A 25,848-nucleotide genomic window follows, 5' to 3' on the forward strand; every position below is an offset into this window, starting at 1 on the left:
CCTTAATTGTGAGAGCCAAAGAGGTGGTGGGCAATTTGTGACGGTGTAACGTGATACAGCGCAGCCAGGCGATTGGTGGCGAGCTGGTGTTCAGGAAGCCCCTGCGAAACCTCACCGTTCGGTTCAACGCGTACCACGCTGTCGGCGATTGCCCGGGCGTGCAACGGATGATGCGTCGACATCAGCAGGGCCATACCCGAATTTTTCAGCGTCACCAGCGTGTCGAGCAGACGGATCTGATGCCCAAAATCCAGGCTGGAAGCGGGTTCATCCAGCAACAAAAGGCGCGGACGTTGCGCCAGCGCGCGGGCAATCAATACCAGTTGGCGCTCTCCGCCGCTCAGAGTGTTCCAGCGCCGGGGCGCCAGGTGAGAGATCCCCAGCATCGCCAGTTGTTGATGAGCAATTTCGTGTTCTTTAGCCCCGGGAACCGCAAATGCCGCCAGTTGCGGGGCCAATCCCATCATCACCATGTCCAGTGCGCTAAAGGCAAATGCGCCGTCATGCGCCTGAGGGACCCAGGCAATAGTGGCGGCGCGTTGCCGATCGTTGAGATGATTTATGGCGATGCCATCAAGCAAAATGTCACCGTGAAGCGGCGAAAGAACGCCGAGAATGGTGCGCATCAGGGTGGTTTTTCCGCTACCGTTGGCACCAAGCAGACAACAGACTGAGCCGGGCGAAACCTGAAATGAGACATCGCGTAGCACGGGCTGGTTACTGTGGTATCCCAACGACGCATGGAGGACGGTCAGTAGCGTCATGGTCGATTTCCTCGCAGCAAAAGCAGCAAAAAGAACGGTGCGCCAATAAATGCAGTCAGGATCCCCAGCGGAATTTCCGTGCTGCTCAGCGTACGGGCGAGGGTATCGGTGAGCAGCAGCAAAATGGCGCCGACCCCCATGGAAACCGGCAGTAGCTGCTGGTGGTTATTGCCACTGAGGAGTCGGCCGATATGTGGCACAACCAGCCCAATCCAGCCGATGATGCCCGCGATGGCGACGGTGCAGGCGGTGATTAACGTTGCGCAGACGATCAGTACCAGACGCAGTCGGGCGACGTTGATGCCAAGCGATCGTGCTTCATCATCCGACAGGGTGAGCAGGTTCATGCGCCAGCGCAGCAGCAATAGCGGGACCAGTCCTGCCAAGATCAGCGGTGCCGAGAACCACAGATCGTGCAGCGTAATCGTTGATAAACCGCCGAGCAGCCAGAAAGTGATGGAGGGAAGTTGGGTATACGGGTCGGCCAGCGTTTTGATGAGTGAAATTCCCGCGCCGCATACCGTGCCCAGCGCAATCCCGACCAGCACCAGCGTTAACACCGGGTCGTGACGCTTGACTCGCCGGGTAATCAACCAGACACCGGCGACCACGAATAAACCGCCGGTGAACGCATACAGCTGAATGAAAAGGATCGGTAATCCGAAAAGTATTGCCGTACAGGCACCTAAACCGGCACCCGCCGCCACGCCGAGGATATCCGGCGAGACTAGCGGGTTGCGGAACATACCCTGATAGGTGGTTCCTGCGCTTGCCAGCGCCGCGCCAAGCAGCAATGCGGCCAGAATGCGCGGCAGGCGGATTTGCCAGAAGACGATTTTGTCCTGCATCGGGACGTCATCAGTACCTGTAATAAGATTCACAACCTGTTGTGCATTCAGGCGGTATGCGCCCGATACCGCGGCGACGCTCGCGCAAAGCACCACCGTAGCAATCATCAGAAAACCGAGAGTAGATGTTTTCATCAGACTGCCACCAGACGTTGATACTGTGCATCGCTTAGCGTGGTATGCCAGAACAGTTCGCTGTAGCGCTGCATATCGGCTTTAAAGCTCGCGTTAACCTGCGGATCAAGCCAGGCGTGCAGGCGGCGTAATCCCAGTAAGCGGTTGATGCCAGGAGGTGCATCCAACCAGCCAAACGGCAGACCGCTGAGAAACAGAATGCGCCGGTCCGCAACTGCTTTGACTCCTTGCCAGATCGGATCTTCTCGTAGGTGCTGCGCTGTCATCGTATCCTGCACCAAAATAATATCGGGCTGCCAACTGAGCAGATTTTCCATTGAAACCTGTGTGAGCCCCTGTCGTCCGGGGATGTGCGCCACATTCTGTAGCCCCAGCAGTTCTGCCGCTTCGGTATGCAGAGAACCTTGTAAACCTGTCTCCAGTCCTCTGGCACCGCGCGCGGCATAAAAACGCAGATTCGCCGCAGCTGTATGCGAGAAAGCTATTGCATTATCGATAAATCGACGGGCCAGCGCGGCCTGCATTGCGGTACGCGAGACGACGCCCAATGCTTCACCGGCTGCGTGCAACTGCTCTGGGGTATGGCGCAGTTCGCCGTTAATCAGCAGCCAGGGTATGTGAGTTTGTGCGCTCACTTGTCTGGCCTGAGAAAGCCAGGTTTCATCGGCATTACCGCAGTCAATAACCAGATCAGGTTTAAGCGCCAGGAGTGCTTCAAGCGAGAGCGTGCTGGCGCGGCCCGCCAGCCTGCCCAGTTTCGGTAAACTCCGAATATCATCGTGAAACGGGATGGCGGTCTGGCGAGAGAAATCAAAGGAGGAAAAACCCACCACTTTTTCTGGCGCGACAGCCAGCAGTAGCATGTCAGCGGGCGCGCCAGCACTGACCACGCGTTGGGTTATATTCGGCCCTGGCGAGCCTCCAACGGCAACGGTTAGCGGCGTTTGCGCCAATGCGGGAAGATGGCGTAGCAGCAGTGCAGATGCCACGAGTTGGGCAAACATCCGTCTTGTCATTGCCATTATCAGTATCCTGAAGGTTACAAATTCGCTATATATTTACATATACAGCGAATAAAAACATGTTCAGAATCAAATTCTCACGGATGAAAACACCGGATACCCCATAAGGGCTAGAGGGGTTAGAGGCAGCTTAAATGGCGAAAAATATGACAGAAAAATCCGCGACGAAGCGCGGATTCGGGGAGTAAAACGGCTCAGGTAATGACGTTATGGCGTCGGTTGAGTCTGTTTTTTAGGCTCGGCTGGTGGTGTACTTGTCGGTGTTGGCCGCGATGCGGGTACGCTGTCACAGGGCTTCTCTTTGGCGCAGATCAGGTCAAGCATTTTTAGCGTGACGCCGTTGGTCCAGCCAAAACCATCCTGCAATGGATATTCCCCGCCACCACCGCCGGTGCCGGTGGTGCTCACGTCATATTTTTCAACCAGCTTTTTCTCTCGATCGTAGGTGTGCTGCACATTGGTAAGGAATCGCCAGGTCACATCCATCGCAACGTTATCCTGACCGTAATTCTGTAACCCGGATGCTGCGACCCACTGGAGCGGGGCCCAGCCGTTGGGGGCATCCCACTGCTGGCCGCTTTTCACCGACGTGGTAGCAAGGCCGCCCGGTTGCAGCAGATGTGCCTGGGTAGCTGTGGCGACTTTACTGGCGCGATCTTTTGCCGCCGCATTGACATACAGCGGGAACAGGGCGGCGGCCGTGAGCTGATTGCGTACTTTATGGCTTTTCAGATCGTAGTCGGCATACCAGCCTTCTTTGTCGTTCCACAGGTACTTTTCGATCCCTTTTTGTCGGGCATTAGCGAAGCCATCGTACTGCGCCGCTTTGGCATCATCACCGGCAGCCTTGCTGGCGAGGGCGATCATTTTTTCCATTTTGTACATCAACGCATTGAGATCGACCGGAACGATGCTGGTGGTGCGCAGAGTGCCCAGCTGATTAGGATTGTCCATCCAGCGGGAGCTAAAATCCCAGCCGGACGCAGCCGCTGAACGCAGGTCGCGGTAGATTTCTGTGGCAGGGCGATTGGGGTTGCTTTTAGCGGTGGCGATATCCTCGACCCAGGACTCTGGCCTCGGCGTATCGCGGTCATCCCAGTAGCGGTTCAAAATGGTACCGTCATCCAGTTTAACCACGCGCTTATTTTGCTGACCGGGCTGGAGTGTTTCGACGCCTTCCATCCAGTAACTGTACTCTTTGAGCATCTGCGGGAGGTATTTTTTCAGCACGTCATTCCCGTCATGCTGCGCCAGCAGTTCAACCATAAAGGCAAAGAACGGCGGTTGCGAACGGCTCAGGTAGTAGGTGCGGTTGCCGTTAGGAATGTGTCCCCAGGAATCAATCTCGTAAGCGAAGTTTGCCACCATATCCGAGACCTTATCCCAGTGATTGCTTTCGGCAAGCCCCAGCATGGTGAAATAGCTGTCCCAATAATATATTTCGCGAAAACGCCCGCCAGGCACCACATACGGCTCTGGAAGTGGCAGTAGCGAGTCCCATTTTTCAGCGTCAGTTGTCGAGCGGGTGAGGACCGGCCACAGTCCGTCAATATGTTCGCGTAATGATTGCCCGGCCGGGGGAACGTATTTCTCGCCTTCTTTCGGTAAGGTGAAATTCACCTCCACAAAATGGCGTAAGTCGAATCCGGACTGATTTTTCTGCATCCGGTAATCGGCAAGGATCATGAGAGGATCGCTGTTAGGAACTGCGTCAGCAAAGGTTTTCTGGTCTGGAAACAGTTTAGCCGTTTGTACATCGTTAAACAGAGGTCCAAGCAGGATATCTGGCGGCTGCGGTGTAGCGGCTGGCGCGTCTTCTGCATTGACGGCAAAAGAGGAAAGGGCAAAAAAGGTACTGGCGAGAGTCAGTTTTATTGCAACAGAAAGCAGGCCTGGATGGCGAGTTGCAGGCGTTATCATCGGTTAATCTCCTTAGCGGTGTGCCGAAGTAGCGGCATTTACCATGAGAAAACCTTAGTTCAGGATCGACCGTTGCGCGTGATCGACACCCCATTTTGCGAACAAACAGACATTTCCCGACGCGAATAGGGAAGAAGCACACCCTTTGTCGAAAAGGGTGTGCTTCGGTATCAGTTTGCGCGGGTTATCCGCTGTGTGACACAGTCAATGGTCAGAGTATCGCCCATCTTTATGCTATCGAGAGCAGCGCCTTGCTGACACATCCAGCACAGACCCATTTCACGAGCGATAATCGCCGGATGAGAGGCTTCGCTGCCGTCCCGCAGGCAGATACCTTTGATGGTCTTCGGATCGAGTTGCAGTACCGTAGACGGATAAATGACATCAGCGACCAGGATAGTGGGGCGCAAGAACGCGGGAATTTGTGCGCTCTCTCCCGTCAAATGTTGCAGTGAACGAGACAGCAAATCTTCAATATCAATGTATCGCGCCTGCAGATAAGGGTCATCGAGCTGTAAATACTGCTGGCTGAGATCGCTCAGCACCTGATGCCAGGCCCAGGCGGCGCTGCATTGTTTTTCACGCATTACATCGCAGGCCATTTCAAACAGTTCAGGATCGTCCAACAGCGTGTGGTGACCGGAGAAGATGGCGGCGACATCTGCGAAATATCGTTCTTCAGCAAGAGCGGTGAGTTTGCTCAGATCGTTCAGCGTACTTTGGATGGCGGTCTGTAATCGCTGCTGCTCAGCCTGCAGTGATGCGGCGGACTGCGGGTTTACCTTTGGCGAGAACGGCGTGTGACAAAATGCCGTCCCCGTGACTTTTGAGGGAGCCAGAGTTGCCTTGTTATCAGTATGCGCGGGCTCGAGCGATTCACCAAAATTCTCTGCCGCCAACTGTTTAAATGCGGCCAGCGCATCCTCTGCCTGTTCGCCCTTAGCAATCAGGCGTAGCGTGTCATTACAGCGTACCTGCAGCAGGGCTATTTGATTCAGGCTATCAGGGACCACACACTTGCCGTTTTTCTCCAGCCACATGTCGGCGTTAAAACCAGACAACGCAGAAACCAGCCGCGAAGCCGGGCGGACGTGGATGCCGTTAGGGTTTTTCACCACAATGGCAACAGAACGGGCATCAGCGTCGGGAGACAGTTCAGCGGATGCGGGTTTCGCTGCGGATGGCGAAGGTAAACCCAGTTGTTCACATTTGGCGTCGAGGGCGTTCATGGCATCACGGATGACCCGATCGATATCAGCACCTGCGGCGGCGCTAACCGTCGCGGCCAGTGTGCCTTCAACCAGTGGTGCTGCGCACAAACGCACTTTGGCGGCAATGTTAGGGTCGAGCAGTTCCAGCGCGGTTTCCGCACTCAGTAATGCACTACCGATATCCATCATCACCAGCACGTGGTCCGTATCGGCCACGGACTCGATGGCTTCCATCACCTTAATCGGATCGGTGCCAATCGGATTCTCAGGATCGTCAATGCCTGCGGCAATGGCGATTTTGCAACCATCACCCATTAACATCTGCCGGGCCAGCACGCCGACGCCTTCGCCCAGTTGGGCGCTGTGAGAAACAATAACCAGGTTTACCATCGCTTTATCCTTACTCTCTGGACGCCTGAGCCAGCATTTGCATCATAAACATGACCGACGTTGCGCCGGGATCCTGATGCCCAATGCTGCGCTCACCTAGATAGCTGGCGCGGCCTTTGCGAGCCTGCATGGTGATGGTGCTTTGCGCTGCGACTTCCGCTTGTTGGCTTGCCGCTTCCAGAGCCGCCTGGACGCTCAGCTTCTGTTCGCATGACTGGCGTAAAGACTCCACTACCGGCAGCCAGACATCGCACATGGTTTTATCGCCAGGTTCAGCCTTACCGCGGCTAATCACACCTTCTGCGCCATCACGAATCATTTGATACAGCTCTTCAAGCGTCAGGCTTTGATGAGCCTGAGTAACCTGGGCGGCGCGGATAAAAAACGTGCCAAACAGCGGTCCACTGGCCCCGCCGACGCTTGAGAGCAGCACCATACCGGTGTTTTTCAAAATAAAGCCGATGTCTTTGTCTGCGATGGACGGCAGCTTTTCAACGACTTTGCTGAAACCACGATGCATGTTCAGACCGTGGTCGGCATCGCCGATCTCCCGGTCAAGTCCGGTGAGAAAATCACTTTCAGTGGTGAATATTTCACCGCAGCGATAGAGCCAGTTAACAATCTGTGTTCTGTTGAGGGACATCATTAATCTCCTTATTTACCCCAGTTGAGGGCAGGGGTGTGAACCGGTGCATCCCATAAGTTCAGCGTTTCGTCATCCACCTGTAACAGGGTGATGGAGAAGCCGGTCATATCCAGAGAGGTACAGTAAGAACCGATCAGGTTGCGCTCAATGACGATGCCTGCATCCTGGCAACGGCTTTCGAGGCGGTTATACACGCCGAAGAGTTCAGACAACGGCGTCGCACCGAGATTATTGACCAGCGCAATAACCCGATCGCCACTTTGTAACGCACGCTTGCTTTCTTTACCTTCATGCCACGCGCCCTGGACGTTGTCCCAGTGGCGGAGCGTACGGCTGTAGTTACCGTTTTCCAGCAGGGTGTCGAACATTTCATCAACGGTCTGATCGAGAGAGGTGAAGGTGCGGCGGTCAATGCCCGGTTCCCCGTGGATACCTACGCCAAACTCCATCTCGTTATCCTGTAACGTGAACGACGGTTGTCCGGCTGCCGGAACGGTACAGGCGCCAATGGCTATGCCAATGGAGTGGCCCTGGTTATTCAGCTTACGACCCAGAGCCGCACAGGCTTCCAGCGAGTCACCGCGTTCGGCGGCCGCGCCGACCAGTTTTTCGATCAATACGGTATTAGCCACACCACGACGTCCGGCGGTATACAAACTGTCTTTCACCGCCACATCGTCATCCACCACCATGGTGGTGACTTTGACGCCGCTTTCGTGCAGCAGCTCGGTAGCGGTTTCGAAATTAAGAATGTCGCCGGTGTAATTTTTGATTATCAGCAGCACGCCTTCGCCGCCATCAATTTGCATGGCGCATTCGAACATTTTATCCGGCGTGGGGGAGGTAAAAATCTCACCCGGGCAGGCGCCGGAGAGCATGCCCTGACCAATGTAGCCGCAATGCATAGGCTCGTGCCCGCTGCCGCCGCCGGAAAGCAGCGCCACTTTGCCCATCACCGGTGCATCTGCGCGGGTGACATACACTGGGTCCTGATGCAGTGCCAGGGAAGGATACGCTTTCGCCAGTCCGGCGAGTTGTTCATTCAGTACGTCTTCAACACGGTTGATCAATTTTTTCATTATTTATGCTCCGCAGACAGTCCTGGATGGCTGCCAAATTCGGGCAGGCATCTGATGTAGGGTATCGGTTTGTACAACGTCACGGCGACCGCTCGCTGCCGATAAGGTAATTTTGCACACGGGTTTGCAAAAGAAAATTGCTGTGAACAGCGTTTCAATACGAAACATAGCAGCATAATAATGTTCCGTATTGGAACGTCATGGTGCATAAAACAGCGAAAGTGAGAGGTCGGGCGGTATTTGTGCGGAAAGTTTTTGAACGAGTTTTTATGGAAAACAAACCACCTGCAGAACAGGTGGTTTGTAGGCATGGTCGATTTCGGCGTTAACCCGGATAAATTCCGCGATCTTTTCGTGCCAGCAGAATGCGTTCGCAGGCAACGATGTAGGCTGCGGTACGCAGGGAGCAGGATTTCTCAGCTGCTTTTTCCCAAACATGCACCATCGCATCAGTCATAATTTTGTCCATGCGATTGTTGATCTCTTCTTCACTCCAGAAGAAGCTTGCCATATCCTGAACCCATTCGAAGTAGCTGACGGTTACGCCGCCGGCGTTACAGACCACGTCAGGCACAACCACGATACCACGGCTTGCCAGCACATCATCGGCATCCGGATAGGTTGGGCCGTTAGCGCCTTCAAGTACCAGTTTACAGGTCAAGGTTTCCGCACGGTGACGGGTGATCTGACCCTCGAGCGCGGCAGGAATAAGAATATCCATATCCAGGCTCCAGAAGGCCTCGCTGGCGATGGTTTCAGCGCCCGGGAAACCGGCAATCTGTTTGTGCTCTAACTGCCAGGCAGACAACGCGGTCATGTCGATACCTGTGGAGTTAAACAGCGTAGCGGTGTGATCCTGAATCGCGACTACGCGTGCACCAGCTGCCGCGAACAGTCGGGCGGCTTCGCTGCCGACATTACCAAAACCTTGCACTGCAACGCGAGCACCTTCAACTTCGATGTTGGCACGGCGCGCGACTTCCAGACCGCTGACGAAAACGCCGCGACCGGTGGCTTTATCACGACCTAATGAACCGCCAAGGTGAATAGGTTTACCGGTGACCACGCTGGTCACGGTGGTGCCGTGGTTCATGGAGTAGGTATCCATCATCCAGGCCATGACTTTTCCGTTAGTACCTACATCCGGCGCAGGAATGTCTTTCTGCGGCCCAATGATAATGCCGATTTCGCTGGTATAACGACGAGTTAAACGCTCCAGTTCGCCTTCAGACAGCGAGAACGGATCGACGCGCACTCCACCTTTGGCACCGCCGTACGGCAGGTTCAACGCTGCGCATTTGATGGTCATCCATGCGGACAGGGCCATCACTTCATTAAGATCAACATCAGGATGATAACGCACACCGCCTTTGCCCGGCCCGCGGGAGAGGTTATGTTGCACGCGATACCCTTCAAAATGACGGATAGTGCCGTCATCCATCTGCACCGGGATATCGACAATCAGCGCGCGTTTTGGGTGGCGCAGGGTATCCACCCAATGGGAAAGTTCGCCCAGGTAAGGGGCCACACGCTCGATTTGTTGCAGGTAGGTATTCCAGGCAGATGTGCTGCTATCTGAAGCGTAAGATAACTTATCCATGATAAACCTTAGTTATAAAAGTAATATGTTCTTAATTTGGCCGTGGTATACAGTGAATCTCACCATATAAACCTAAATTTAACATTTTTTTCATAGAAGGGCCTGCCCGACCAGCACGAATTATCGCCATGATTAGTATGGGCTTTAACTTGCGATTGAATAGTTATTCTGTGTCTTTGCTTGTAATTGGGTTGTTTTGCAGGGCGCGTAATTTAATATGCAGAATATATAAAAATCGTAATTTGTTAGATTTATGACGCACCTCTAAAAGTAAATAATTTGATAACAAAATGTATTTGCTTTATTGCGGTTAAGATGAGGTCAGTAGGTTACGGCGATGGTAACGGTATCGGCATAGTTGTCTGGCGTGTAGTTCGCGCTGGGGACGGTGGCGTAAACCGGGTAGGTAGTCGTTGTCCCCGTACCGTTACCCGCGACGGTATTGAGTGATGTATTGCCCCAGACCGTACCGGAAGGACCTGGCGTCGAACTAAGCTGGTAGGGGACTTTATCCGTATTTGACCCCGTGCCCGCCATCACGCCGCTGCCTGCCGTATTACCGTTGGAGGGCTGAAGCCCGATGGTGTAAGGCGTGTTATTGGAACATGCTACGCCCACGGTATTTGAAGCCGTAAGGTTACGCCCGGTCGCCCTGGCTGGCGCAAAGCTAATATCGGTTGCAGAGGTGATATTGCACTGTTTGCTTACGGTCGCCGATACGGTGAAAGGCAGCCTGGCGGCAACCGTATCGCCACAGGTTGTTGGCGGGAAAAGCAATCCGGGATTGAGAGTGACAAGGGCTGTTGCCGTCGTATAGTTATCCTGATAATTTCCGGGGACGGCTGCGGTTTGTGGTGTGACGATCTGCGCCGATACCGTGAGTGAACCCGTCACTGGCGTCAGATTCAGCAGGTTAAGCTGTACCATGGGAAAAGTGGTTCCCGACTGATACTGGCTGCCCCAAACTTTGGTGCGCCCGCTATCCTGGTAAAGCTGGTATGCCAGTGTACTGGCAGGCGTTCCGCTTAATGACATATTTCGCGGTGTCACCTGGCCGCTGACGGCCGAGGCGCCAATATTAAAACAGAGATTGATCCCTGCCAGCGCGTCACCAAGCTCTTTGGTGCAGGTGTAACTGAACGTCATTGATGACGTTGCGCCTGTTGCAGACAGTGGATTGACCGAACCTAAATTTATGGGTTGAACATTGCTCACTGAACAGGTAACCGCATGGCTAATAGCCGGACAAAAAAGTACGGCAGCGATGAGTAGCAGATGTCTTAACCTCATGAACGTACTCCTGTTAGTGTGGGCGACAAACCAGTGGGCCTATTTGCATAATCCCCTTTGCTGACACGGGATAGTCAAATTGCACGCGACAACTACCGGTGTCCGTCTCAACGCGCAGCGTGTTGTGCTGCTCCAGGGTGTCGAACCAGGTCATCCCATCAAAACCAACGACAGACGATTGTCCTTTTCCATTGATAGCGTAAGCCATGCTGCCTTCAGGAATTGGCTTACCCTGATTGTCGACGAGGATAACCTGCGCAGCACGTACAGGGGTGATGCCAAAACTAACCAAAGTACCGGAACGATCGGCAGGCGTGGCATTCGTCTCAACGCGTGCGATCCGCATATTGGTGGGGAGATCCATCGGGTCAATGCTGATCAGGTTTTTTTGATAACTGTTGAGCGGCGTGACCAGCAGTAGTCCCTGGTCATCGCTGCGACCAATCAGGTTATTTTGCAATTTGACTGGAACATCAGGCACGCCGTCAGTTGAGACGACGGCAAAACCATTGTTGATTTCTCTTGCTGCAAACAGGCCGCCTCCCATGGTCACCAGCGATCCGGTTGCGCCTGCATAGCCGTAATGGTTATCCGGTAAACGACTGAATCCCGCGTACGCTTTGCCATAACGCCCCAGATATCCTACTTCTCCTTGGCCACTTTGCCGGGAAGCCTGCTGACTGGCGGCCAGATTCCAGCCCCAACCGCCGTCGGCAGGCGGCGTCTTGCTGGCGTTGAGCTGATAGCCGGTTTCATCGTTGGTGCGTTGTAGCGTGCTGCTGGCGCTCAGATTGTTATCAGTGGTAATCGTTACCATCAGATAGAGACTGCGATCGCGGTTATCGTCAATGTTCTGGTTGAGTCCGGCATTCAGTGAGATGTTGTCTGTAACGGATTTGAACCAGCTGGCGTTGGCGTAGCGCACCGCATTTTCGTGTGGATAACGAAACTGCAGGTAACTCAGGCTGACATTTCCGGCAGATTCCAGCGAATAGCCAATGACCGTGTTGCTGTTAAGCGTTGGGGGCGGCTCACCATAATGGGTGGCGACATCGCGGTAATCGCCAGAAGTTGCCGTGGTACTGGTACTGAAATTAAACCGTTCGCCGGACCAACGATAACCAAAACTATACAGAAATCCGTTCTGCCCTGAATCGCTACTTGCGGCAAGGGAGGTCGAAAATGTGCCGCTGCGGGTTCCCGGGATCCAGTCGTTACTGAAGCCTGCATTAATCAGTCCATCGCTGGTTTCCGCGTGAGTCCCGGCGGTGAATGTATTGCTAAACCCACGACGCCACGTAGCGCTCAATACCGGTGTGCTGGCATAGTCAAAAGAGGAATAACCATAATTTTCGCGTACCGTGCCCAATTCTGCCGACCAGGCGGTTAATCCTTCCCGCAGGAGTTGTTGATCGTTGTAGAACGAGAAATTTTGTACGCTCGTTCTGCCCAGCGCGTCTGTCATCATCACCTGACCCGTTCCCGCGCCGCTGATGTTAGGCATGGTGTTGATCTGAAAACTACCTGCGGGGACTTCTCCGTTGTAGTACCTGACGCCGTCCACGTACAGCTCAACGTTTGATGGCAACGTCGCGGATCCCAGATATGCAGGGAGCGGGGTGGTTGGCATATAGGGCTGTAAACCAAAATCGGTGCCTATCTGAATGCCGCCAATACGCGTAGGTCGGGACCAGATGAGTGAACTTGTCAGGGTATCGCCAACGGTTAACGCCAACATCGTATCAGGAAATGAGGTACGCCAGCTGGTATCAAGGCGCTCAAAGCTGTTATCGGCGTATTCCTCGGTGGAGTACTGCGTCAACTGGGTGGTGCTGAGAACGCCGGCAGCATTGAAGGCGCGAAGTTCACTGAAGGTATTGATTGCGCTCTCATCCCCCTGCTGGGTATAGATATCATAATTGAGCAGCGCCCCGCGTGATGTTGTCGCCGTTGGCGCGGTTTCGGTGGGCGAGTTAAGCTGCGTGGTCGCAAGATCGAGTGAACTGAGTGGCGCAGTAAGCGAGAGCGTTTGCAACTGAACGTTGTAGTCAATGGTTAGCTGGGGGATATCGTTCAGGCAGACGGCGTTAGTGGCGTCTGGAGCAAAGCGAAAGCCCATTTTACTCAGGGTATTAGCTCCCGCATAAAGCTTTCCATTATCGTAGCCAAAATGTACCAGCCCAACGGGATTCCCATTTAAGGTGACATCGAGATACAAATCGACTCCCGTAATTTGTGAGGTACTATTAATAACACCATTCTCACTCTGGTTATTATTCAGCGTTTGTGCGCAAACCATTCCCGATATTAATACTCCATTGAGAAAGCAATATTTCACCAGAAGCCAGAATCTGTTACAGATCTTGTACTGTTTTTTGGCCATTGATTGTGACTTCAATTTTCCCGCCATAATGGTTATTACTGGCCGACGGGGAGACTATCCAGCGCATTGTTGAGCCTGGTAAAACGTAGCCTAATAGTCCGGGTGTAATGACTTTTTTAGTACCGTCAGGGCTTATAAATGTTGCAGCAGATAACTGTGCATGCCCATTTCCCTGATTACTGACTTCAATAAATTTTTTGCCATCCAGTTGTTGTAATTTCCATTGCAGTTTTGCCTGCGTTTGTGCCGCTGATGTTGGCTGAATGAAAACGGGAACGGAATAATGCAGCACAAACTGAAGCTTATTTTTTTCAACTTTTGCAGGCGGTAACTCATCTATCGACAAACGATAAGCGTCTTCGGCATGTGCCGAGGGAGGGCTTGTGCGAATAACTCGAATCAACTGACGTTCTCCAGGGGCTAATGCCAACATCGGCGGGCTTATCACCAGCCCCTGAGAGGGGGAAAGTTTGTTGTCATAAGCACTTTGACTCCAGCGAAAAACCCGAACCTGGGCATTGAGCACATTTTCACCTGCGTTACTCAGCCAGATACCATCGGCATTTTGCGTCGCTTGCAACGTTAACGTGACCGGGGCTATTTGCAGCCCACTGGCGGTGGCAAGGTTGGCGCTCGCAACCATCCCTAGCAGGCATGCGCAGGCACACTGCTTAACAGGCAGTTTTACTCTCATTTAGCTTCCTGAAGTTAGTAGTTAACGTTAACCGTTACCGTGTCGGCATAGTCGTCAGGAGTGAAGTTGGCGCTCGGTGCGGTGGCATAAACAGTAAAAGTTTGCACCAGACCGGTCCCTGTCGCTGCTACGCCATTCCCAGGTGCGGTGTCGGTGGCGGTATTTCCCCATACCGGACCTGTTGCTGACGTGCGATTTAGCTGATAGGGCACTTTATCGGTATTGGTGGCAGCGTTAGCCACAGAGGACATAGCGCCCGAGCCCGTCGTCGTCCCTCCATTGGCAGCCGACGGCGCCAGGCCGATAAAATAGGGCGTGGTTTTTGAGCAATTAATTGAAATAGTGTTGCTTGCACTGGTATTTGTCGCCGTGGTATTCACCGGACCAAGTGTGATATTTGAAGCCGAACCCGCAGTCACGGTACAGGCCTTTTGAATCGTCATCAGCACCTGAAATGTTCCGTTAACGGTTGCTGCATTTGCCACAGAGATAATGGAAAAGGCGCAGCAACAAAGAATTAAGCGTTTGTCTAAGACTAGAGCCATATCCTTTACCTTTTTCAAATAACCACATTTATTACTTTAGAAAAACAATAATGTGGCACAAGAAGACATAATTTAACCCTAGAATAAGTATTAGGTGTACGCCAGTTGATCTAATGAATTTTACTTAGGAAAAAGGTGATGTCGTCGACAAAAAAATAATACCAACGGGTGAGTATGTTGTTTTATTTTTATGCTATAGCGGGTGTTAAGTCAGGAGAATAGGGGGCAACATATTCCTTGGATGGTACTCAAAATAACCACCCAAAAAATGAGAGTTGTATGATTTATCTTACACGTATTACGTAATGGCTACGGGCTGTGGAAAATGACCTTATAACCTTGCTCATTCCAGTGTTGTAGCAGTTCATTTTGTCTGCGGGTTGGCGCGATACCGGTCCAGACAAAAAGCGTTTGCCCAGGGAAAAGTTCAGGTCTTGGCGATTCAATGGGTTCAGCCAGAACGGCAATATGCCAACCAGATTGCGATAAACGCCAGGCTTCGAGCCACAGACGGGTTCTGTCTTCAACATCCCAGGCCATCAGGAGAGCATCCTTTCCTGACTTGCGCCGCGTTTCAGACAGCAGTGTTGCAACATATTCAATCAATGCGCCATCAAGCATGCTGTTCATTATGCGGGATGTATTATGGTCAAGTATCAGCCGTTGACGTACGGGAAGATAAACGTGATCAATCAGCGCATCTACGGGGTGAACCCGACCGAGTGCGGTAATTTTGGCTCGCAGCTTCGGTGGATGCGCCATGCGAAGAATGCTCATCATCTCTTCTTGTAATTGATTCCAGTCGTCGTCAGCTTGACGGGTACTGGTTTCCAGCAACGCCTTAACTTTGCCAACAGGTATGCCATTGCTAATCCAACGTTTTATTTCTTCAATACGCTGAATATCTTCTTCATCAAAGAGTCGGTGGCCACCTTCACTGCGTTGAGGTTTGAGTAAACCGTAACGTCGTTGCCATGCCCGAAGGGTGACAGGATTTATCCCGCAACGTTCTGCGACATCCCCAATGCTGTAATAAGCCATAGTTCCCCCGGACACTCCTGATTCTCCGTCACCGATATTCGGTTCCTGCTACTTTGTACAACATTCATCAAATTGTACAAAACATATATAAGATTCTAGCAAAATTAAGATTTACTTTACTATCATGCAAGGAGTAAATGCTGTTTTTTTATGTTCAGCATGAGGGCGGTTGTGGTGATTGTTGATTTATAACAATGCGTTAGTTATTTTGACGCTGAGAAATCATTTTTCTCTGGCCATGCAACAGATGGAATACCATTCAGGCGGGCTTGTGCAAAAAGGTTACCCTGGAAGATTTCAATGCCCGCGGATTCAAGCCACATCCACTCTTCGGGTTTTTCAACGCCGACTGCGGAAATCATAATTTCCAGTGAGGCGCAGCATTTGATAATTGCCTGAATGATAGCCTGCCGCGGTCCACTTTTATGCACATTCGTGATCAGCTCGCGGCTTATCTTAATTCGGTCGGGTTGAAAACGAGACAGAAGCTGAAGCCCGGCAAAACCTGCCCCAAAATGGTCTATCGCCACACAGATCCCCGCAGCCTTGAGTGACTTCACGGCCTGCGCGAACGTATCAAAGCGAGAAATAACTTCACTTTCGGTAAACTCTACAATGATTTGTTCAGGCACTAGCCCGTGCGCAGCGATTTCGTTTATAAGAAAGCTGACTGCATTGGGTTTGTTTACCAGGGTCATGGGGAGCAGATTGACTGACAGCATTTTGTCGTTAAGTCCCAGCGCGCTTGCCATTGCAAAAGCAGTCTTTTTGCTCTGCAGATCCGCGGTATACAGTTCCTCAGGATTTAAGTTGTCAAAATAAGTTGCGGGCGTTTCACCGTCTCTACCACGAATAAGTGCTTCCAGAGCAATGACGCGTTGCGACATAGGATCGATAATTGGTTGAAAAGCAAAGCTGAAATCGATATCGGATGGGAGTGTGTTTTCATCCAGGAGAGTACAAGAGTTGTCGGCAATAAAACTCCAGCAATCTGGCGCTGGTATTTCAAAATAGCTCGATTTTTCCGTCGCAAGGACAAATGTGCGGAAAAACTGTAACGCCCTGTCATCATAGGTGAGCTGAAATTTTGATGTTCCCTTATTCAGCACAGCTTGCAGAACGTCATTGCGTTCATGTTTTTGTAGATCAAATAACTCCATTCCCACTTTTCCGAATCTTCTCGCAGGAGCGTAATCACACATCAGCTCAACGATATTGTGGTGCCGTGGATCGTTACAAATACAACAATAAATCTCTTTTACCTGCTCCTCAGGGCCTTCAAGCAGTTGGAAAAAGTGGTGACCGTTAAAGAGTAAGATTCCCGTAACATCAGATCGCCTGTTTTTGATATTTGCGGCTGTCACCATATCCTCAAGCGCTTTGAGGGGGGCGTCATCACGTAGATGGCTGCGGTAAATAATGGTCGTGAGCATGGACAGTCCGGGAATAAGGGAGAGGAAGATATATGACAGTATCAGACAACCCAGGTTATGTCCTGATTTTAATACATTATTCTAACTTTAATTTCACAATTGAACGGTCTGATTAAGATGAAATTTAGCCATGTTACGACGTGGTTTGTACAGTGATCCTAATGTTTATATCAATCGATACAACTATAACTAATTGATTTATATCATTTAGCACATTTTGGTAAAAACAAATTAATCTTGTTGTACACATTTTTGGTACAACTTTGCTACTGTTATAAAACTTAATATTCACCAGCATTTTGATACAGGAGCATGACATGCAGCAGCATAACGTTCGCACTGATACTGCAAGCGCGATTTCTCGTTACTTTGCAAAGGCGCATCTGCCAACTCAACAGGAAACATTGGGAGAAATCGTCACTGAGATACTCAAAGATGGACGTAATCTGAACCGCAAATCACTTTGCACTAAGCTTTTGTGTCGTCTTGAAAAAGCATCAGGGGAGAAAGAACAAAAACATTACAATGCGTTAATTGGTCTGCTCTTTGAATAAAATAAACCCCTTATATGATAGGGGTAAGTAGTGAAGGCGTTATGAAGAAAACTGATAGTGAACGCTTGAAACATGAAATTACAGGTTTGGCTGTGCTAGAAATTCTGCGAATGCATAGAGACGTTTCGTTAGCTGCAGTGATTAAGCAATTGCGACTTATGCAGGCCAGTGAAATAGATGGCACACGCAAGCAATTAATTGACAGCGTTATCAATGATTTTACAAACATTAATCCGGAGAAAATAAGCAGAAAACCGGATAAAACCAGAGATGAGAGTGCATTCAGTGCCAGCAAAAACCCTAAATTACATTAAAGATAATCTTCCAGACTATACAAGCGAGGTTACCATGCTCCATGAAATTAATGTCCACAACGTAATGACGGATAAAGCTTTATCAAGTTACTTCCATAATGCAGGTGAGCTATTAGCAGATGAGTCTGTGGTATTGGGGCAGGCGGTAACAAATGTAATTCTGGCAGGTGATAATGTTAATAATAAAAACATCATTTTAAGCCTGATTGGTTCTCTGGAGTCAACTGTTGACGTTGTCCAGGCAGATGTTATCAGAAAAACCCTGGAAATAGTGTTGCGCTACACAGCTGACGACGTTTAATAAGTCTTCATATTAACAAAATATGTACAGTACCCTTGTTATATGCTGAAAGCCCTTATGCTAAGCATTTTTTGAATTAAGACTATACATAGCACCCCTCTAAATCAATTATGATTTTTCATTGAGGCCATAATGATGAACATCGTTCAGGAACATACTCTAAACGCAGAGTTATGGATTGATGATATTTTTGTCAGGCAAGGGTTAATGAATATTCTTGCAGATATCATTTTTGAAGATGACAATGCGCGACTTGTATTCTTTACCGCGAATCACTTTGAGGCGGTAAAAAAGCAAAATTACAATCTGAAAACGCATCGTCTGGTATTGCTGATTGATGGTCATTTGTATCAGTATCTTAATGATGTTTCGCTTTACAGACTACCAGTAGATATCGGAGTTGCCTCAATCAAACAATTTATTATTGATATTACTCGTGCTGGTGGTAATCACGAGAATCAATCTGATTCAAATATCTCATTAACCGCGAGAGATAAATATATTTTAACGCAGTTAGGAGAAGGTCGAACTATTTTTGAGATATCCGCATTGTTAAATCTACACTTAAAAACGATTTACCAGGCCCGGCAGAATCTGATCAAGAAGCTTGGTTGTTCTGGGCTGATTGATTTTCAGGGAATACTGCGAGCGCAAATATTCCGCAACTGGCTGGAACATGCCTGAGTAAATCGACAGTTCGAACTTACTGTTGAGGGGGTACGACAGGGCTAATGGCCCTGTCGCGATATTAATAAAACTTCGCTACTCAGTCACCAGTTCATTGATACCCTTCTGCTGATGATGCTTTTTACTCAGCGAGAAGTAGCCAAATATTAGTGTTATTACCACGATGCTCGCCATAATCAGGAAGATTTCCTGATAGCCCACTTTATCAAACAACTTACCGACAGGCAGTGACAGCACGATGATGCCAATGGAACTGGCGATATTGAAGCCAATAAGATATATCGTTGACGACAGGCGCTTATCAAAATTCGCTACGCTGAATTTAAACACTGAAATAACAAACAGTGGGACCTCCAGCGCATGGAGCATTTTAATCAAAGAGATAATATATATATCGGTGAACAGTGCTGACCCCAGGATTCGACAGGTCATGATTGTTCCACCCAGCAGCAATGCGGATTTAGGCCCGATGCGGTTAATCAGGAACGGAACCAGCGCCATACCGACGGCCTCCATAAAGACTTGTACCGAGTTGAGGTAGCCGTATACGCGTGGTGCCAGTTCGGGATCGTCAAATAAGCTGGCGTAAAACACCGGGAACATCTGCTGATCGTAGATGCTATAGAACGACCAGGTGCCGACGACAAAGATAACGAAAAACCAGAACTGCGAATCTTTAAAGATGGTGAGAAAATCCTTTCGGGTCAGCGCGTCTGGCTCGGGCGAACGTGTATCCGTGGATGCCGGGGCCGGTGCGTCGGTTTTGAACACCACGTTAATCACCAGGAATAACACCCCCATGACCGACACGCACCAGAAGTTAATGTGTGGGTTGATGCTGAAGAAGATACCGCCAACAAAAGTCCCTGCGGCGTAGCCAAGCGATCCCCAGAAACGAGCAGTGCCGAATTCAAAGTTGAATTTACGGCTCACTTTCTCGACGAAGCTTTCCACCAGACCGCAACCGGCGAGATAGCCAAGGCCAAAGAAAATGGCGCCTAGCACCATGCCAAGCTTGAAGTTGGAGACCAGCAGCGGTTCATAAACATAAATCAGGAACGGACCGCTGAGCGTGATGACAGTCCCCATCATCCAGATAAGGGGTTTGCGGGTACCGAGCTTATCCTGCAGAAAACCGTAGCCCAGCATAAACAGCATGCTGAAAAACTGGTTTACGGCATACAGCATTCCCAGCTCCGTTCCGGACAGGCCAAGTTTATTTTTTAGCCATATTGCATAAAAAGACCACCACAACGACCAGGCGGCAAAGAAAAAGAGCAGATACCCGGATGAGTATCGATATTTATCATTACTGAACGGCATATTTATCTTCATGATTTTTCCAATCCAGATCAGGTCATTGTAAGGTCTTTCTGATACGACGTAACGAGTGCGCTTTATTACGAGGTAATCGTTCTCCGTAGCGACGGTTGCGACTGAATAAAGCTGCTCAGGTGTTGGCTGTCGGGAAACGCGCTTAGCGCGCCACGCCGGGTGGTCGCCAGAGCACCACAAGCGCTGGCCTGCTCGATAAGCGGAAGTAGCGTTGACGTCGATGTGGGCCAGCCTTCTCCGGCGAGTGCCGCCAGCAGCCCGGCCATAAAGGCATCACCGGCGCCGGTGGTATCGATGCTGTCGACGTGATAGCCGCTTAAAGTCAGCCTATGGTTTTGCCAGAAAGCGATTGCGCCATCGGCGCCGCGGGTGATGATTTTCAGGCGTGCGGGAAAATCAGCCAGGCGTTCGCAGGCGCTACTAAGACAGTCAGTTTGTGTTAGCCATAGCAGCTCTTCTTCCGACATCTTCAGAATGTCGCTCTGCCGGGCAAACTCGCTGACAAGGTCAAACATCTGCATCTCGTTGCTCCACATCTGCGGACGCAGATTAATGTCAAAGCTCAGCGTACCGCCGGCCTGTCGCAATGCGGCCATTGCCTGGGTGAGGGTGGCGCGGCACTCAGGGGCAACCAGCGCCAGCGAGCAGAAGTGCAGAATATCGGCACCAAAGTCGGGCAGACTCGCCGGGCTGAGAAATTGATCGGCAGACGGATTAACTAAAAACTCAAACTGCCGCTCACCGTTGGGAGCCAGTGAAACCAGTACGGTACTGGTGTGCTGTTGTGCATCAAACTCCAGACTTCCTGTATCCACCTGCGCTGTTACCAGCGTCTGATGCAGAAAGCGGCCAAAAGTGTCATTGCCCACACGGCCGATAAAGCCGCTGTCATGGCCGAGGCGGGCGACGCCGATGGCCACATTGAAGGGCGCGCCTCCCGCACAGGCTTCAAACTGCATATTGTCGCGCGGTAGCAAATCCACCACGGCATCTCCGAGCGTCCAGATTGTCATTATTTTTCCCCAAAGCAATGAGACGGGTGGTTAATTGGCGACGAGCGGCCAGGCATGCCCGTTATTAAAAATGGCATGTCCGTTCTGGCTAAATAAGGTCAGTTGGCGATCGTCCGGTTCAGGATAAATACGACTGCTAAGGGTGTACTCGCCGTGATTAACAAAGACTTCTACCGACGAACTATCGATAAATAGACGTAGGTCCAGCACATCATTGGCGGGCAGCGGTACGCTACGGCAGCCCGACAGGCCGTGTTGCGGATAGCGGCGTTCCAGCACCAGACGCTGTGCCTGGGTATCGACGAAGACGCGTAGCCCGTCACCCAGCGCGATGCCATACTGTTCAGCATGGCTGCGGGCGATATCGAGGCTCAGTTCGACTTCGAGAGCATGCGCCTGTTCTTCTATCATCAGGGTGCGATTGTTCAGGTCACTGACCGGCCAGACATGAAGCTGACCGCGTAATGTCTCCAGCTCTTTGACCGGGTTCATGCGCAGCCGCAGATCTGCATCGAGCGTCACTTCCCGGGGAAGAGTAAGCATGCCCGCCCAGCCGTCGGCCTGTTCTGGCATCGGCGACTCCCACATGGATAGCCAACCGATCACCACGCGGCGACCGTCCGGAGTGATAAATGACTGAGGGGCGTAAAAATCATGCCCGTGATCCATCTCCTGGAAGGGGTGGGTAACGTGGAACTGATGGTTATCCTGCCATTCGCCGACCATATAGCCGCTCTGGAACAGGTTACGGTAATCGTATCCGTCCGCGGCGATGCCCTGCGGCGAGAACATTAAGACGAGCTTATCGTTCAGTGGGAAGAGGTCCGGGCACTCCCACATGTAGCCCATACCGTCATAGGCCTGGGCGAGCGTACTGGCAAACTGCCAGTGCTGCAGATCCTGCGAGCGATAGAGCTGTACTTCACCGACGTCGTCGACCCGGGCACCCACCACCATGTACCAGCTGTCTCCCTCTTGCCAGACTTTCGGATCGCGAAAATGGTGTACGCCTCGCGGGGTATTCAGAATCATGCCTTGGCGTTCAAAGTGAATCCCGTCGGTGCTGGTAGCCAGGCACTGTACCTGATACAGGTTTTCCTCTTTCGCTTCGCCGTCGAATTTGTGCCCGGTGTAGATCAGGGCCAGTTTATTGCCGTCAACCACCGCTGAACCGGAAAAACAGCCGTCTTTATCTTCCGGCCCTTCTGGTGCCAGTGCGATGGGTAAGTGCTCCCAGTTCACCATATCGCGGCTGCGCGCATGACCCCAGTGCATTGGTCCCCAGACCGGCTGCCGCGGATAGTGCTGATAGAACGCATGGTAGTAACCATCAAACCAGGACAGGCCGTTAGGGTCATTCATCCAGCCCGCCGGAGGGGCGAGGTGATAGCGTGGATACCAGCGCGGGTTTACAAGGTCTTTCTGCTGGCTTAAGGCTTCGTTGGCTTTGGAAAGTAGTGACGTCATTTGCTGGTCCCTGTAAGTGAATTGAGCAAAAGATAACGTTAACATTCTCGGTTTTCTCGCAAAATTAATGGTAATATCGATGTTAATCACAAAAGTTAACGTTAACATTTTGCGGGTGTTATCAAGATCGCATTTTCAGAACCCGGCAAAGTGAACACCGGCGAAGGAGAGGGTATGGCATCTTTAAAGGATGTGGCGCAACGGGCTAACGTCTCGTTAATGACCGTATCGCGAGCGATTAACGAGCCCGAACGACTGCGGCCAGAAACCTATAAAAAGGTGATGGAAGCGGTAGATGCGCTGGGGTATGTCTCCGATCTCTCCGCGAAAAAAATTCGTGGCGCGAAAACCACGGCTAACACTATTGGGGTGTTAGCGCTGGACACCATGACCACGCCATTTTCCGTGGAGATAACGCTTTCTATCGAAGAGACCGCGCGGGCGCACGGTTGGAATAGCTTTGTGGTGAATATGTTCAGCAATGACCAGCCAGAGAAAATGGTGGATCTGCTGCTGGCGCATCGCCCTGACGGCATTATCTACACCGCGATGGGGCTGCGTCAGGTTCCGGTGCCGGAAAAGCTGCATAAGCATCGTTGCGTGCTGGCGAACTGCGAAAGCATCAGTGGCCCTTTTCCCACCTATATTCCTGATGATGAGCAAGGGCAATACCTTGGCGTGAAAGCGCTGTTGGCCGCAGGCTACCGTCGGCTGCTGTGCATCCACCTGCCAAAAGGGATTGTGGCCACCGATCGCCGCCGGGCGGGAATGGAGCGCGCCTGTCGTGAAGCGGGCGTCGACCCTGATGCCATGTTCCACCACTATCTTCCGGCGGGCGAGAGTCACCATATTGATGCGGCGGAGATTGCCGGGCATTACCTGAGTGGCACGCGTCCGATGTTTGATGCGGTGGTATGCGGTAACGACCGCGTGGCTTTTGTTATCTACCAGGTCTTGCTGGGGCGAGGGCTGCGCATTCCGCAGGATGTTGCCGTACTGGGCTATGACAACATGGTAGGCACCGGCGAGCTGTTTTTGCCGCCGCTATCCACAGTACAGCTGCCGCATTATGAAATTGGCCGTCTCAGTGCACTGCATCTTATCCAGGGGCTCGATCACCGCGATACCGTGCGGGTAGACAGCCCCTGGCTTCCGCGCGCCTCAATATGAGTACGTTCACGTGGCAACTGCTGCTTTGCCAAAATAGCTCAGCCTTTTTGGTCATCGTGTTTGGTACCAACTTTCAGATGCGCAACAGAGAGAACCTCTGAGATGCTATGAAATAAAAAATCCACGCAATTGCGTGGATTTTTTAGCTTTTTGCGATTCTTATGAGATGTGTTGAGATCTCATGAGACAACAAATTTTATTTAGACATTGAACAGGAAGTTCATGATATCGCCATCTTTGACGATATAGTCCTTACCTTCGGCACGCATTTTCCCAGCTTCTTTCGCACCCTGCTCACCTTTATAGGTGATGAAATCTTCAAACGCGATGGTTTGTGCGCGGATGAAGCCTTTCTCGAAGTCGGTATGGATTTTACCTGCTGCCTGCGGAGCCGTGGCACCGACAGGAATGGTCCATGCACGGACTTCTTTCACGCCAGCGGTGAAGTAGGTCTGCAGGTTCAGCAATTCGTAACCAGCACGGATAACGCGGTTCAGGCCCGGCTCTTCCAGACCCATTTCAGCCATGAATTCTTCACGGTCAGCATCATCGAGTTCTGCGATGTCAGCTTCAACGGCAGCGCAAACGGCAACCACAACAGAACCTTCGGCAGCCGCGATTTCGCGCACTTTGTCGAGGTACGGGTTGTTCTCAAAACCGTCTTCGTTGACGTTAGCGATATACATGGTTGGCTTCAGGGTCAGGAAGCTCAGGTATTTGATGGCCGCTTTGTCTTCGTCAGTCAGCGTTTTCAGCGCGCGCAGCATGCCGGCGTTTTCCAGCTGTGGCAGGCATTTTTCCAGCGCAGCCAGTTCCGCTTTAGCGTCTTTGTCGCCGCCTTTTGCCTTCTTCTGCACACGATGGATAGCGCGCTCACAGGTGTCGAGGTCGGACAACGCCAGCTCGGTATTGATAACCTCGATGTCGTCAGCCGGATCCACTTTGTTATTAACGTGGATGATGTTGTCGTTTTCAAAGCAACGCACCACGTGGCCGATAGCTTCGGTTTCGCGGATGTTGGTAAGGAATTGGTTACCCAGACCTTCACCTTTGGACGCGCCTTTTACCAGACCGGCAATGTCGACGAATTCCATCGTTGTAGGCAGGATACGCTGTGGTTTGACGATTTCGGCCAGCTGATCCAGACGCGGATCGGGCATCGGGACAACACCCGTGTTCGGCTCGATAGTACAGAACGGGAAGTTTGCCGCTTCAATACCCGCTTTTGTGAGCGCGTTGAACAGGGTGGATTTGCCTACGTTTGGCAAACCGACGATACCGCATTTGAATCCCATGTTTAAATCACCTTAATCTTTTGATATTCAACCTGTTATGGAAAACAGATTGTAGAAATGTAAATAACTTTGCCTATTATACACAGCACGCGAGAAAAATGCCGCACATCACTGCTTATTGCGCTTTAAAGGTGTGTAACCGGCTCGTAGCTTTGGTCAGGCCATCTTTGAACAAAATCTCGGTACAACGTGCCGCTTCGTCAATCGCTTCATCAATTAACTTCTGTTCTGAAACAGGCGGTTTGCCTAAAACAAATCCGACAACTTTGTTTTTATCGCCCGGATGGCCAATTCCAACGCGTAAACGATGAAAGTTGGGGTTATTACCTAACTTGCTAATGATGTCTTTCAGGCCATTATGTCCGCCATGACCGCCGCCAAGCTTAAATTTGGCCACGCCAGGAGGCAGGTCTAATTCATCGTGCGCGACCAAAATTTCATCGGGGTTGATACGATAAAAACTGGCCATCGCACCGACGGCCTTGCCGCTAAGATTCATAAATGTGGTCGGTACCAGCAGACGGACATCTTCACCTTCAAGCGTTACTCTGGAGGTGTAACCGAAGAATTTCGGCTCATCGCGCAGGGGGGCGCGTAATCTCTCTGCCAGTAGATCGACATACCATGCGCCTGCGTTGTGTCGCGTTGCCGCATACTCTGCGCCGGGGTTCGCCAGGCCGACAATCAATTTAATCGCCACTTGTTTTGTCC

General features: G+C 51.4%; 24 protein-coding genes. 5 read left to right on the plus strand and 19 right to left on the minus strand.

The genetic code is table 11. The annotated features are described in order from the left end of the window. Nucleotides 1-2: 2 nt before the first annotated feature. The 14 genes from OGV57_RS21055 to OGV57_RS21120 all read right to left on the minus strand — a co-directional run bounded on the left by OGV57_RS21055 (nt 3) and on the right by OGV57_RS21120 (nt 17,001). Nucleotides 3-764, minus strand: a complete 762-nt coding sequence (locus OGV57_RS21055; protein ID WP_054528444.1) for an ABC transporter ATP-binding protein — start codon at nt 762-764, stop codon at nt 3-5. Continuing rightward, nucleotides 761-1,720 carry a FecCD family ABC transporter permease gene (locus OGV57_RS21060; protein WP_369700862.1) on the minus strand — a complete coding sequence of 320 codons (960 nt, stop codon included), beginning with the start codon at nt 1,718-1,720 and terminating at the stop codon, nt 761-763. Before OGV57_RS21060 ends, OGV57_RS21055 begins: the two co-directional genes overlap by 4 nt. A gap of 26 nt (nt 1,721-1,746) precedes the next feature. Continuing rightward, nucleotides 1,747-2,769: an ABC transporter substrate-binding protein gene (locus OGV57_RS21065; RefSeq protein ID WP_044700219.1), complete on the minus strand. Its 1,023-nt coding sequence runs from the start codon at nt 2,767-2,769 to the stop codon at nt 1,747-1,749. Nucleotides 2,770-2,976: 207 nt separating this feature from the next. Beyond that, nucleotides 2,977-4,689 carry an alpha,alpha-trehalase gene (locus tag OGV57_RS21070; RefSeq protein ID WP_003841545.1) on the minus strand — a complete coding sequence of 571 codons (1,713 nt, stop codon included), beginning with the start codon at nt 4,687-4,689 and terminating at the stop codon, nt 2,977-2,979. Nucleotides 4,690-4,859: 170 nt separating this feature from the next. Next, nucleotides 4,860-6,290 (minus strand): dihydroxyacetone kinase phosphoryl donor subunit DhaM, encoded by a 1,431-nt coding sequence (gene dhaM / locus OGV57_RS21075; protein WP_054528443.1) that lies wholly within the window; start codon nt 6,288-6,290, stop codon nt 4,860-4,862. A 10-nt stretch (nt 6,291-6,300) separates the two neighbouring features. Beyond that, nucleotides 6,301-6,933, minus strand: coding sequence for a dihydroxyacetone kinase subunit DhaL (gene dhaL, locus OGV57_RS21080; protein WP_003020881.1), 633 nt, complete (start codon nt 6,931-6,933; stop codon nt 6,301-6,303). Nucleotides 6,934-6,944: 11 nt separating this feature from the next. Next, the gene (dhaK, locus tag OGV57_RS21085) at nt 6,945-8,015 is read right to left on the minus strand and encodes a dihydroxyacetone kinase subunit DhaK (RefSeq protein WP_003020880.1); all 1,071 of its coding nucleotides are present in this window, start codon (nt 8,013-8,015) and stop codon (nt 6,945-6,947) included. A gap of 325 nt (nt 8,016-8,340) precedes the next feature. Further along, a complete protein-coding gene (locus OGV57_RS21090; protein ID WP_003841543.1) occupies nt 8,341-9,615 on the minus strand; it encodes a Glu/Leu/Phe/Val family dehydrogenase in 1,275 nt (424 codons plus the stop codon). 321 nt (nt 9,616-9,936) lie between these two features. Next, nucleotides 9,937-10,905, minus strand: coding sequence for a Csu type fimbrial protein (locus tag OGV57_RS21095; RefSeq protein ID WP_032941266.1), 969 nt, complete (start codon nt 10,903-10,905; stop codon nt 9,937-9,939). A gap of 13 nt (nt 10,906-10,918) precedes the next feature. Beyond that, nucleotides 10,919-13,204 (minus strand): fimbria/pilus outer membrane usher protein, encoded by a 2,286-nt coding sequence (locus tag OGV57_RS21100; RefSeq protein ID WP_054528442.1) that lies wholly within the window; start codon nt 13,202-13,204, stop codon nt 10,919-10,921. A 55-nt stretch (nt 13,205-13,259) separates the two neighbouring features. Next, nucleotides 13,260-13,982 carry a fimbrial biogenesis chaperone gene (locus OGV57_RS21105; RefSeq protein WP_003020869.1) on the minus strand — a complete coding sequence of 241 codons (723 nt, stop codon included), beginning with the start codon at nt 13,980-13,982 and terminating at the stop codon, nt 13,260-13,262. A 14-nt stretch (nt 13,983-13,996) separates the two neighbouring features. Next, nucleotides 13,997-14,527 carry a Csu type fimbrial protein gene (locus tag OGV57_RS21110; RefSeq protein WP_003020867.1) on the minus strand — a complete coding sequence of 177 codons (531 nt, stop codon included), beginning with the start codon at nt 14,525-14,527 and terminating at the stop codon, nt 13,997-13,999. A gap of 309 nt (nt 14,528-14,836) precedes the next feature. Further along, complete coding sequence (locus OGV57_RS21115; RefSeq protein ID WP_003020862.1) at nt 14,837-15,568, minus strand: MerR family transcriptional regulator; 732 nt, start codon at nt 15,566-15,568, stop codon at nt 14,837-14,839. Between the two features lie 203 nt (nt 15,569-15,771). Beyond that, a complete protein-coding gene (locus OGV57_RS21120) occupies nt 15,772-17,001 on the minus strand; it encodes a diguanylate phosphodiesterase (protein ID WP_286531654.1) in 1,230 nt (409 codons plus the stop codon). A gap of 317 nt (nt 17,002-17,318) precedes the next feature. Between OGV57_RS21120 and ycgZ the strand changes: the two genes are divergently transcribed. From ycgZ to OGV57_RS21140, 4 genes are all read left to right on the plus strand, one after another. Further along, on the plus strand, nt 17,319-17,555 hold the full coding sequence (gene ycgZ, locus OGV57_RS21125; RefSeq protein WP_003020856.1) for a regulatory protein YcgZ: 237 nt from the start codon (nt 17,319-17,321) through the stop codon (nt 17,553-17,555). Between the two features lie 41 nt (nt 17,556-17,596). After that, nucleotides 17,597-17,869, plus strand: a complete 273-nt coding sequence (locus OGV57_RS21130) for a hypothetical protein (RefSeq protein ID WP_003844030.1) — start codon at nt 17,597-17,599, stop codon at nt 17,867-17,869. 34 nt (nt 17,870-17,903) lie between these two features. Then, a complete protein-coding gene (locus OGV57_RS21135; protein ID WP_003020849.1) occupies nt 17,904-18,170 on the plus strand; it encodes a biofilm development regulator YmgB/AriR family protein in 267 nt (88 codons plus the stop codon). 132 nt (nt 18,171-18,302) lie between these two features. Further along, a complete protein-coding gene (locus OGV57_RS21140) occupies nt 18,303-18,854 on the plus strand; it encodes a LuxR C-terminal-related transcriptional regulator (RefSeq protein WP_032935433.1) in 552 nt (183 codons plus the stop codon). 78 nt (nt 18,855-18,932) lie between these two features. Here the strand turns inward: OGV57_RS21140 and OGV57_RS21145 are convergent, their stop codons facing one another. The 3 genes from OGV57_RS21145 to OGV57_RS21155 all read right to left on the minus strand — a co-directional run bounded on the left by OGV57_RS21145 (nt 18,933) and on the right by OGV57_RS21155 (nt 22,672). Further along, nucleotides 18,933-20,192 (minus strand): MFS transporter, encoded by a 1,260-nt coding sequence (locus OGV57_RS21145; protein ID WP_016150363.1) that lies wholly within the window; start codon nt 20,190-20,192, stop codon nt 18,933-18,935. 65 nt (nt 20,193-20,257) lie between these two features. Continuing rightward, nucleotides 20,258-21,205: a PfkB family carbohydrate kinase gene (locus tag OGV57_RS21150; RefSeq protein WP_003844025.1), complete on the minus strand. Its 948-nt coding sequence runs from the start codon at nt 21,203-21,205 to the stop codon at nt 20,258-20,260. A 30-nt stretch (nt 21,206-21,235) separates the two neighbouring features. After that, nucleotides 21,236-22,672, minus strand: coding sequence for a glycoside hydrolase family 32 protein (locus OGV57_RS21155; RefSeq protein WP_054528440.1), 1,437 nt, complete (start codon nt 22,670-22,672; stop codon nt 21,236-21,238). A 174-nt stretch (nt 22,673-22,846) separates the two neighbouring features. Between OGV57_RS21155 and OGV57_RS21160 the strand changes: the two genes are divergently transcribed. Continuing rightward, the gene (locus OGV57_RS21160; protein ID WP_054528439.1) at nt 22,847-23,842 is read left to right on the plus strand and encodes a LacI family DNA-binding transcriptional regulator; all 996 of its coding nucleotides are present in this window, start codon (nt 22,847-22,849) and stop codon (nt 23,840-23,842) included. Nucleotides 23,843-24,042: 200 nt separating this feature from the next. Here the strand turns inward: OGV57_RS21160 and ychF are convergent, their stop codons facing one another. Together ychF and pth are read right to left on the minus strand one after the other, a co-directional pair. After that, nucleotides 24,043-25,137 carry a redox-regulated ATPase YchF gene (gene ychF / locus OGV57_RS21165; RefSeq protein ID WP_003020818.1) on the minus strand — a complete coding sequence of 365 codons (1,095 nt, stop codon included), beginning with the start codon at nt 25,135-25,137 and terminating at the stop codon, nt 24,043-24,045. Nucleotides 25,138-25,252: 115 nt separating this feature from the next. After that, entirely contained in the window at nt 25,253-25,837 is a 585-nt protein-coding gene (pth, locus tag OGV57_RS21170) for an aminoacyl-tRNA hydrolase (protein WP_003020814.1), read from the minus strand. Nucleotides 25,838-25,848: the final 11 nt, after the last annotated feature.

Source organism: Citrobacter sp. Cf087, from assembly GCF_030334285.1.
In the GTDB taxonomy this organism is placed as follows: domain Bacteria; phylum Pseudomonadota; class Gammaproteobacteria; order Enterobacterales; family Enterobacteriaceae; genus Citrobacter; species Citrobacter freundii.